Below are 9,889 nucleotides of genomic sequence, written 5' to 3' on the forward strand. Positions count from 1 at the left end.
GGTGTTCACCAGCTGATTGCGGCCGCCACCGGCCGGTGGTCGCTGCCGGTGGCCGGCAGCACCCGCGAACTTTCCGGCCGCACGCCTTTGACCAGGATCTCGTCGATCCGCGCCACCGGGAACTTCGCCGGCCAGCTGAAGCCGAAGCCGGCCCCGGCCGCGTCCTGGGCCGAGCGCAGCCGCGAGGTGATGCCGTCGAACGCGCGGTCGTCCATGGTGCCGTTCAGATCGCCGAGCAGCACCACCCGCTCGTTCCGCTCGGCGGCGATGGCCTCGCCGAGCGCCTGCGCGTTCCTGTCCCGGTGGGCCGTCCAGAAGCCCGCCCGGGGATTGACCCGTGCGGACCCCAGGTGGGCCACGTACACCGCCAGCGGCCCGTGGCCGGTGGCCACGGTGGTGCGCAGCGCCCGGTTGTATTCCATCGTGACGTCGGCAGGCTTGGTGGCCGCCAGCGGCCCGGCGTCCATCATGATGTCGACCGGCTTGGTGTCGGCCAGCGGCAGCTTGCTCCACAGCCCGACCGTGCCTTGCACCGTGTGGTGCGGGTACGCGTTCGCCAACTCCTTCTCGTAGATGCCTCTGTCCTGCCGGGTCAGCTCCTGCAGGGCCAGCACGTCCGCGCCGGAGGCGGCCAGGGCGCGGGCGGTGCCGGCCGGGTCGGGGTTGTCGGCGCCGACGTTGTGGCTGGCCAGGGTGAGGTCGCCGCCCGGGTGGGACTTGTCGCCGAGCAGCCCGCCGAAGAGGTTCAGCCACACCATGACCGGCAGCAGTAGCGCGGCCACCGCGGCGGCGGAGCGCCGCCACAGCGCTCCGGCCAGCAGCACCGGCACGAACAGGCCGAACCATGGCAGGAAGGTCTCCACCAGGCTGCCGAGGTTCCCGACCCGGTTCGGGATCTTCGCGTGCAGCAGCATGACCAGGCCCAGCAGCAGCGCCAGCGCCGCGAGCACCGGGCCGCGCTTCCAGGGCCCCGGCCGGGAACCGATGAGGATCGCCCGGCGAAGGCCCCCGCGCCAGGTACCGGAGCCGGCATCCCGGGGGATGTCCGCGCCGCCCTGTCCGGTCTCCGCCGTGTCCACCTGCACCATCGCCTGTTCTCGCTTACTACCGGTCACTGCTGCATCCTCGGGTCCTGGGTGGGGTCGGCCTACATACGCGGGCGGCAAGGGCGTCCCGGTACACCTTTGCTCCGCGGCTTCAGGCTCCATGACGTTCGCGGGCGGTGTTCAGGTGGCTTTGCCGCGGGCGATGTAGAGGTTCATGTCGGTGAAGTCGAGGGTGATGTTGTAGGGCTTGTAGAAGGGGTGAAAGAAGGAGGCCAGCACGTCGAACCCGTTGCGGGCGGGCGATTGGTTCGGGTTCGCCACGCAGTAGACCTCCTGGGCGGCGGCGACGCCGAGGCGGATCTCCTTCGGGTAGCAGGGGTAGGCGACGGTGGGGTGGCTGTGGGCGAAGGTCTCCAGCGGGCGGTCGTGGTCGGTGCGGATCCGCAGCCGCTTGGCCGTTTCCCCGGACATGACCGCGGCGCTCTCGCTGGTTCCGCCGATGGACAGGCCCACCACCCGTGGGCCGGAGCCGGCGACGCTGCCCCTGCTGTGGAGCATGTGCTCACGGGCCAGCCACAGCGGCAGGGGTTTGGCGCCCGCCCGTTCGGCGTTGGCGCGTGCCCTGCCGGCCGTTGTCGGGGTGCGGCGGCGCAGGATCAGCGACCGGCCGGCGTAGTCGAAGGTGGTCAGCAGGTGGTAGAAGACCCACGTGCCGATGATGCCGTCATTGGGCCCCCCGGGCGAAGCCTGGTCCGACTCCGACCACTGCACGGGGATGTTGCGCAGTTCGATGCCGCCCAGCTTGAAGGAGTCCAGCACCCCGAAGTACTGCCATGCGGTGCCGTTCAGGTAATCGATCTGTTGCTCGGCCACGGGGCTCAGCCCGGCTTCCCTGGCCACGTCCGCGGACATGCCCAGCCATGGGGCGCCGGTGTAGAACATGAAGCGCTTCGCCGGTCCGCCGTTGACCGAGGCCTCGACCAGCGGTGACGGGTCCGTCTGCTGCCAGGGCAGCCGCGCGATGTCGCCGTGGATCTGGTACGGCTCGCCGCGGACCGCCCCGAACCAGGTGGCGAAGACCTCCTTGCCGGCCGCTTGCCAGCGTGGTACGGAGAGGGAGAGCTTGTCCTGCCGGATGTAGCAGTCGGCCAGGAACCGGTTGGTGTCCTTGTCGTCGGGCGCCAGCCTGAGGGCCATCGTGAGGTACTTCTCGGCCTCGGCGAACTCGTTGCCCAGGAGCCCGACATGGCCGCGCTGGCGGGCCGCGTGCACATTCTCGGGGTCGTTTTTCAGGATCTCCTCGTACGCGCGGCCGGCCTGCTCGAACTTCCCGGCCTTGAACAGCGCGTCCGCGTCACCGCTGTCGGCGTGTGCGGTGGCCGCCTCGCCCAGCAGCGGCGCGGTCGCGGCGGCGCCGGCCACCACGGCGGCGCCGCGGAGCAGCGAACGCCGGTCCCATGCTCCGTCATCAGCCACGGCCTTCCCCTTTCGTGATCCGCCTTCCGCCGCAACTTTCTCCCACGGACGGTCACAGCACGGTGCCCGAGGCTGTGACCCGGCTGTGACCCGGGTGCGCGGCCGGAGCCGGGTGGTGCGGACTCCGCGACGGCCTGCGAAGCCCGGGCATCATGCTCTCGACAGGGACCGGTGGCCCGTACGGGCCGCGGGGCCCGGGTGTCAGGGCCGGCGGTCGGCCTGGGCGTGCAGCGTGGCGGCCAGGTCGCGGACGGCGTCGCGTAGTTCGTCGGGTCGGCGGATCACGAAGGGCCGACCCAGGCCGGCGAGCATCATCGCCATCCCGTCCAGCCGTTCGGCCCGGGTGCGCAGCAGCACCCCGCCGTCGACCTCGGTGAGGCCGCCCACCGAGGGCGGTATCCGGGTGCGGGCCTCGGCCAGGCCGGTCTCCAGGACCACTTCGACCTCGTGGGAGTAGGGGACGGCGGCCAGCGCGGCGGTCACCTGACCGATCGGGTCGGCGTCGCCGGGCGGCTGGAAGGTCTCGGTGCGCGGTTCGGCCGACAGCACCCGGTCCACCCGGAAGGTGCGCCGCTCGCCGCTGCGGTGGTCGTGCCCGGTGACGTACCAGCGGCCGGAGTGGAACACCAGCCCGTGCGGGTCGAGGTCGCGTTCGGTTTCGGTGCCCTGGAAGGAGCGGTACCGGATCCGGGCCCGGCGGTGCTCGCGGGCCGCCGCGGCGAGGGTGAGCACGGCGGTGACGTCGGGCGCCACGCCCGGGCGGGGGGCGAGGGTGAAGCCGAGGGTGTCCTGCAGTGCCCGTACCCGGTCGCGCAGCGCGGCGGGCAGTACCCGCCCCACCTTGGCCAGGGCGCTTTCGGTGGCCGCGTCGGGCAGGCCGATGCGGCGGCCGGCCAGCAGGCCCAGCACCACGGCGGTGGCCTCGTCGTCGGTGAGCATGAGCGGGGGCAGCTTGAAGCCGGGCATCAGCCGGTACCCGCCGTGGCGGCCTCGTTCGGCCACCACGGGGACGCCCAGGTCGGCCAGGCGCAGCGCGTAGCGCCGCACGGTGCGGGTGTCGACGTCGAGCCGCCGGGCGAGTTCGGCGCCGGTCAGCCGGGGGTGCGCCTGCAGCAGTTCCAGCATGGTCAGCACCCGGGTGGTGGGATGTGACACAGACCACTCCCTTAATGCGGGCGGGTTCTGTCCGGTATTGATTCTAGCGTGGGGGCATCACGGCGACGGAAGGAACGACAATGGCGACGTACGTGCTGGTTCCCGGGTTCTGGCTGGGCGGCTGGGCCTGGGAGGAGGTGGCGCGGGAGTTGCGCGCCGGCGGCCACGACGTCCACCAGGTGACCCTCACCGGCCTCGCCGAGCGGGCCGCCGAGGCCGGCCCCGGCACCGACCTGGAGACCCACATCACCGACATCACCGCCCTGATCGAGGACGCCGATCTGCGCAAGGTGGTCCTCGTCGCGCACAGCGGCGGCACCAACCCGGTCACCGGCGCCGCCGACCGGCTGCCCGACCGCGTCCGGCGCGTCGTCTACGTCGACTGCGGCCCGATGCCCGACGGCATGGCCCAGTTGGACTTCCACGAACCCGCCGAGCGCGCCGCGGTGCGGCACCAGATCGCCGCCGAGGGCGGCGGCCGGTGGGTGCCGGTACCATCGTTCACCCCCGGCGGCCAGGAGCCGGGGGAACTGGCCGGGCTGACGCCCGAGCACCTGGCGGAGCTGCGCGAGCGCGGCACCCCGCACCCGGCGGCCGCCGCCGCACAGCCGCTGCACCGCCCGGCCCGGCTGCCGGACCACCCGCGGACGCTGATCGCCTGCACCTTCCCGGTCGCGGCCGTCGAGCATCTCGTGGCCGGCGGCAACCCGGTGTTCGCCCTGATGGCCGGCCCGGAGTGGACCTACCGGGAGCTACCCACCGGGCACTGGCCGATGTTCTCGCGCCCGCGGGAACTGGCGGCGCTGCTGGCCGAGGCGGCCTGACTTCGCCCCGAATCCGCGCACCGAATCCGCTCGGGTCCTGCTCAGGGTGTGGTGAAGGTGCAGGGCAGGCGTTTGTAGCCGTTGATGAAGGCCGACACCAGCCGGTCCGGCTCCCCGTTCGCGTGCAGGTCGGGGAGCCGGGTGAACAGTTCGCGGAACATCACGGTGATCTCCCGGCGGGCCAGGTTGGCGCCCAGACAGAAGTGCGGGCCGGGCCCGCCGAACCCCACGTGCGGGTTGGGTGAGCGGGTGATGTCGAAAACATCGGGGTCGGTGAAGACGCTCTCGTCGCGGTTGGCGGAGTTGTAGAACAGCATCACCTTGTCGCCGGCCCGGTAGGTGTGGCCGTTCATCTCGTGGTCGCGGGTGACGTTGCGGCGGAACGCGATCACGGGGGTGGCGTACCGCACGATCTCCTCCACCGCCCCGCCGATCCGGCCCTCGAAGTCCTCCAGCAGCAGTGCGCGCTGGTCGGGGAAGTCGGTGAACAGCTTGAGCCCGTGCGCGATCGCGGTCCGGGTCGTCTCGTTGCCGGCGACCACCAGCAGCAGGAAGAACGTGCCGAACTCCCGCACGGTCAGCCGCTCACCGTCGACGTTGCCGTTGACCAGCACGGAGGTCAGGTCGTCGGTGGGTTCGGCGCGGCGTTCGCGGCCGAGCCGGGCGGCCAGGCGGTGCAGTTCGCGGGCCGCCCGGGCCACCCTGAGCAGTCCCAGCCCGGTGCGCAGCTTGCCCATCTCGGGGGTGACCCCGGTGTACTCGGGGTCGGTGTTGCCCAGGGTGATGTTGGTCAGCGTGATGACCCGCCGGTGGTGGCGTTCGGGGATGCCGAGCATGTCGCAGATGACCTCGACCGGCAGCCGGGCCGCGACCTGGGCGACGAAGTCGCCGGGCCCGGCGGCGACCAGTTCGTCGACGATCCGGACGGCGCGGCTGTGCACGTCGTTCTCGGTGCGCTCCAGCATCCGGGGGCTGAAGGCCCGCGAAACGATCCGGCGGATCTTGGCGTGCCGCGGGTCGTCCATGTTGATCATCGAGTCGATGTACCGGCCGATCCAGCTCGGCGCGTCGACGATCGTGGTGGCGTTGGGTTCGCTGCTGAAGATCTCGCTGTTGCGGCTGGCCTCGGCCACGTCCGCGTGCCGCACCAGCGCCCAGTACCCGGCCCCGGGGCGGGTGAAGGGGATCTCCGGGTCGGGGTAGCGGACGGGCCCGTCCAGGGTGCGCAGCGCGGCGAACCCCGCCGCGCGCTCCTGGAGCGGCTGCTCCCAGAAGCTCAGATCGTTGATGTCGGGGATCGCCGCCGACTCCTGGATGGACATCGCCTGCCGCCTTCCGTTTCGCCTGCCGACGGCCATCGTCAAATAAGCATTTGGTTACTGTCAATGGGGGGCGGGTGTTGCCTGCGGCACCCGCCCCGGTCATGGCCGGGTCACGGCCGGGACGCACGGCGGCGCGGTCACCGTATCGCCGCCGCGGCAACAAGCCCATCTGACGATGTCATTCCACAATCGGAATTGATTTCCTTGCCTGATGACGCCGGGTCCGGCACGCCGGTCCAGGAAGGTGGTGATCTACTTGCCCGGACCGGGCCGGATCCGGCCCCGAAATACGGCAGGATTTGTCCTGCGTCTCGGCAGTGCAGGGGGAGGTACGGGGTGAGTCGTCGGCTGCTTCGGCTGGGCGTCCGGGTGCCCCCGGACAAGTGCGTGTTCCGGGTCCACGGCCTGGGCGCCGATCCCGGCGGCATGCAGGCCCCACCCCGGCCGGTGGGCACCCTGCTCAGCGTCGGCTACGACCAGATGTGGATCGCCAGCCTCCAGGACGACGTCGACGTCACCGTGCTGCTGGAGGAATGGGACGCCCACCCCCCGCCCGGGCCCGAACCCTGGGAGGAGGAATCGGAGCAGGAACTGTACCTGCGCGGCGCGGTCGCCATCAGCACCTCCGCCGCCGAGCCGGTGCTGCACGGCGTCCGGCTGCTGGGTGGGGTGGGCCGCTACCGGGTACGGGTGCGGGCCCGGTACCGCACCGAGATCGCCCGCCTCTACGACGGGCTGCTGGACCGGTTCCGCTCGGGGTTCAGCCAGGAGTTCCAGGCCGCCCTGCGGGAACTGCAGGGCGTGGAGCACTACCTGGTGCAACTGTGGCCGTCCGCGCCGACCGGACCGCAGCGGGTGGTGGCCGACTCGGCCTTCGACCCGCTGACCGCGCCCGCCGCCGCCCTGCCGGTGCCCGCGCCGGCCGAGGAGACCGGGCCGCTACCGGCCCTGCCCGAAACACCCGAACCGGTTTCGGATTGAATAGCGCACCATGACCGAAGTGTTCTCGCACCGGCTGCGTGTCCGCTACAGCGAGTGCGACCAGCAGAACGTCGTGTTCAACGGCCACTACCTGTTCTACTTCGACGTCGCCGTCACCGAACTGTGGCGGGAGGTCTTCGGCTCCTCCACCGACACGATCGACCAGGGCTACGACATGGTGGTGGCCGAGGCCCGCATCCGCTACCGGCACGGCGCCCGCTTCGACGACCTGATCGACATCAGCCTGCCGGTCACCCACCTGGGGGTCACCAGCATGGTGATCGCCGCACGGTTCCGGGTCGGCGACCAACTGATCGCCGACGGGGAGATCCGGTACGTGTTCATCGACCCGGCCACCAAGGCCAAGCAGGAAATGCCCGCCGAGGTCCGCGCCGCCCTCACCCCCTACCTGGTGCAGGAACGGCAGCCCGCCTGAACCGTGCCGGCCGGCGGGCCGGTCAGCGCGCCTGGGACGGGACGGGCACCGGCGCCGCCACGGCCGGCGCGGGGGCGGCGGCCGGGACCGACCGCTGGGCGATGTAGGCCCCGGCGAGCACCACCGCACCACCGGCCATCTGGATCGGGGTCAGCCGCTCCCCCAACGCCACCCAGGCGATCAGTGTGGCCGCGACCGCCTCGGTGTAGCAGATCGCCCCGGCCACCGGCGCCGACAACCGCTGCACCGCGGCCACCCCGGTGGCGTAGGCGAGCACGGTGCTCACCACGATGATCCACGCCGCGAGCAGCCAGGCCGGGGCGTCATGGGAGCCCAGGGCGACCTGGGTCGGCAGGATGTGCCAGGGCATCGCCCACGGCGCCGCGGGCAACGTCAGCAGCAACGCGCCGACCACCATCCCCACCGCGGTCATGGCCAGCGGGTCCACCGATCCGGTGAGCCGGTCGATCAGCAGGAAGTAGGCGGCCTGGCAGGCCGCGGCACCCAGCCCCGCGGCCAGACCCACCGCGTCCAACCGCAGCCCCGACCACACCTGCACCACGCACGCCAGCCCCGCGACCGCCACCACCACCCCGGCCACCGCCGTCCGCGGCAGCGGCGCCCGCCGCACCACCGCGATCCACAGCAGCACCAGCACCGGGCCGGTGAACTCCAGCAGGATCGCGATCCCCACCGGCAGCCGGGACGCCGCCACGAAGTACAGCGCCTGGCACGCCGCCACCCCGGTCACCCCGTAGAACAGCAACTGCGGCCAGTGCGGGCGCAGCGCCCGCAGCCGGGCGGGCCCGCTCACCGCCAGCACCACCGGCACCAGGATCAGCGCGGCCCCCGCGATCCGCAACCACACCGCCTGCAGCGGGCTGAACCCCGCCCCGACCAGGGCCTTCCCGAACGGGCCGGAGGCGCCGAAACTGATCGACGACACCACCGCGAACCCCAGCCCCCACGCCTTCGCACGCCCGCCGACCGCCATGACCACATCCTTCAATTAATGACCATAGGTATTAAACACTCATTACAGACGGGTGATCAACGGATGCGCCGTACGATTCGCCCGAGCGGGCTACTATGCGGCAAGTGAACTGGCAAGCTGCGGGACCCGGCGGGAGCGGCACAGCGGACGACCCCTTCACCGCGGTCGAAACCGATATCAAGACCATGGCCGCCTCACCGTGGTGGCGCTCCGCACCCCCACCACAACGCGCCGAAGCCATCACCTCCCGGATGCTCACCGGATCCGGCGAATGGTGGCTCTACGGCGCCTGGGGCCGCTGGTACCGCTGCGGCCTCGACGGCAACTGGCACCCCTGCCCACCCCCCGCCGACCCCAACACCCGCCGCGTCTTCCTGCCCACCCCACCCGGCGCCGGCAACCCACCAGTCCCCCCGCAACTGTTCCCCACCGGCCCCGACCTGGCCGCCGGCCGCGTCGCCGGCGCCGGCTTCCTGGGCACACCCCCCGACACCAGCGTCGTCGCCCGCGTCCAGCAAGCCCTCATCACCGCCCTGTCGGTCGACCCCCGCCAGTTCGCCCACCAGGACACCTCCTTCGTCCCCGCCACCCCCAGCACCGTCGCCGCCGCCTGGAGCGCCCTGCTGTGGTGCGCCGGCTCACCCGTCGCCCTCGGCGAACACCCCCTGATCGAACTGTTCGTCCCCTACCTGACCACCCCCGGCCAGCAACTCCGCTGGATGGCACCCCCCGACTTCACCCACCTGGTCGCCCACTACGCCGCCCGCCTGGGCGCCGGCGACTGGAACGGCGCCGCCTACCTGGTCCGCGTCCTGCACGAACTGGCCACCGGCCTGCAAGGCGACCCCCGCTTCCGCCCCGGCGCCGACGCCCTCGCCGCCATCACCGGCGCCACCTTGCACCTGGTCCAACAAGACATGGCCACCGCCCGCTACGGGCACGCCGCCATCCTGCAGGAATGGCGCCGCCGCTGCCCCCCCGAGCACGCCACCCCCATGGTCCGCGACGCCGCCCCCGGCGAATACCTACGCCTGGCCCTCTACGACCTCCAGCAGATCATCACCGACCTCTACCAACGCCCCCTCAACCACAGCGACGCCCGCCGCGCCGGCATCGCCGTACTGGCCGCCGACCTGCAACCCGCACCCCCCGCCATCGGCGCCGTCCTCCGCTGGCTCGACCCCGACGGCGCCCGCACCCTCCAGGACGTCCTGGCCCGCCCCGACCACCCACTACGCGAACTGTGGCCCCGCGACGGGCGCCTACCCGACACCCTGCGCGGCGACGCCGACACCCTGCAAAGCCTGCTGGCCACCTCCTACGCCCTCGGCCTGACCTGGTGCCGCCTCGCCCAAGTACCACCCCCACCCGGCGGATTCGCCATCGCCGCGGCCACCGCCGCCGAACTCACCAGCCCCACCCTGAACCCACCGCCCTCCACCGGCGAACTCACCCCCTGGCAGATCATCGACGCCGCCCGCGCCCACCTGGCCGCCGAACGCGCCTCCCACACCACACCCACCGACACCCCCCCCCCCCCCCCCCACCCCCCCCCCCCCCCCCCCACCCCCCACCCCCCCCCCCCCCCCCCCCCCCCCCCCCCCCCACCCCCACCCCCCCCCCCCCCCCCCCCCCCCCACCCGCCCCCCCCCCCG

Annotated in this window: 9 protein-coding genes; 4 read left to right on the top strand and 5 right to left on the bottom strand. The window is 72.4% G+C overall.

Annotation, left to right across the window (positions count from 1 at the left end):
• Window positions 1–5: 5 nt before the first annotated feature.
• The 3 genes from DPM19_RS17895 to DPM19_RS17905 form a co-directional block, all read right to left on the bottom strand.
• Window positions 6–1,115: an endonuclease/exonuclease/phosphatase family protein gene (locus DPM19_RS17895; protein ID WP_233510246.1), complete on the bottom strand. Its 1,110-nt coding sequence runs from the start codon at window positions 1,113–1,115 to the stop codon at window positions 6–8.
• 111 nt (window positions 1,116–1,226) lie between these two features.
• Window positions 1,227–2,522, bottom strand: coding sequence for a retropepsin-like aspartic protease (locus DPM19_RS17900; protein WP_111869054.1), 1,296 nt, complete (start codon window positions 2,520–2,522; stop codon window positions 1,227–1,229).
• A 201-nt stretch (window positions 2,523–2,723) separates the two neighbouring features.
• Entirely contained in the window at window positions 2,724–3,677 is a 954-nt protein-coding gene (locus tag DPM19_RS17905; protein ID WP_111869055.1) for a helix-turn-helix transcriptional regulator, read from the bottom strand.
• 80 nt (window positions 3,678–3,757) lie between these two features.
• Between DPM19_RS17905 and DPM19_RS17910 the strand changes: the two genes are divergently transcribed.
• The gene (locus DPM19_RS17910) at window positions 3,758–4,501 is read left to right on the top strand and encodes an alpha/beta fold hydrolase (protein ID WP_111869056.1); all 744 of its coding nucleotides are present in this window, start codon (window positions 3,758–3,760) and stop codon (window positions 4,499–4,501) included.
• Window positions 4,502–4,542: 41 nt separating this feature from the next.
• Here the strand turns inward: DPM19_RS17910 and DPM19_RS17915 are convergent, their stop codons facing one another.
• Entirely contained in the window at window positions 4,543–5,823 is a 1,281-nt protein-coding gene (locus tag DPM19_RS17915) for a cytochrome P450 (protein WP_111869057.1), read from the bottom strand.
• Between the two features lie 336 nt (window positions 5,824–6,159).
• Here DPM19_RS17915 and DPM19_RS17920 point away from each other — a divergent pair, with 336 nt between their 5' ends.
• Together DPM19_RS17920 and DPM19_RS17925 are read left to right on the top strand one after the other, a co-directional pair.
• Window positions 6,160–6,804 (top strand): hypothetical protein, encoded by a 645-nt coding sequence (locus DPM19_RS17920; RefSeq protein ID WP_146778902.1) that lies wholly within the window; start codon window positions 6,160–6,162, stop codon window positions 6,802–6,804.
• A gap of 10 nt (window positions 6,805–6,814) precedes the next feature.
• A complete protein-coding gene (locus DPM19_RS17925) occupies window positions 6,815–7,240 on the top strand; it encodes an acyl-CoA thioesterase (RefSeq protein ID WP_111869059.1) in 426 nt (141 codons plus the stop codon).
• 22 nt (window positions 7,241–7,262) lie between these two features.
• On the opposite strand, the gene DPM19_RS17930 is transcribed toward DPM19_RS17925, so the two are convergent.
• Complete coding sequence (locus tag DPM19_RS17930; protein ID WP_325050253.1) at window positions 7,263–8,240, bottom strand: EamA family transporter; 978 nt, start codon at window positions 8,238–8,240, stop codon at window positions 7,263–7,265.
• 98 nt (window positions 8,241–8,338) lie between these two features.
• Between DPM19_RS17930 and DPM19_RS35770 the strand changes: the two genes are divergently transcribed.
• Window positions 8,339–9,889 (top strand): hypothetical protein (locus tag DPM19_RS35770; protein WP_199485145.1); only part of this gene is annotated, 1,551 nt, incomplete at its 3' end.

It is taken from the genome of Actinomadura craniellae (assembly GCF_003289645.1).
GTDB classification, from domain to species: Bacteria; Actinomycetota; Actinomycetes; order Streptosporangiales; family Streptosporangiaceae; genus Actinomadura_D; species Actinomadura_D craniellae.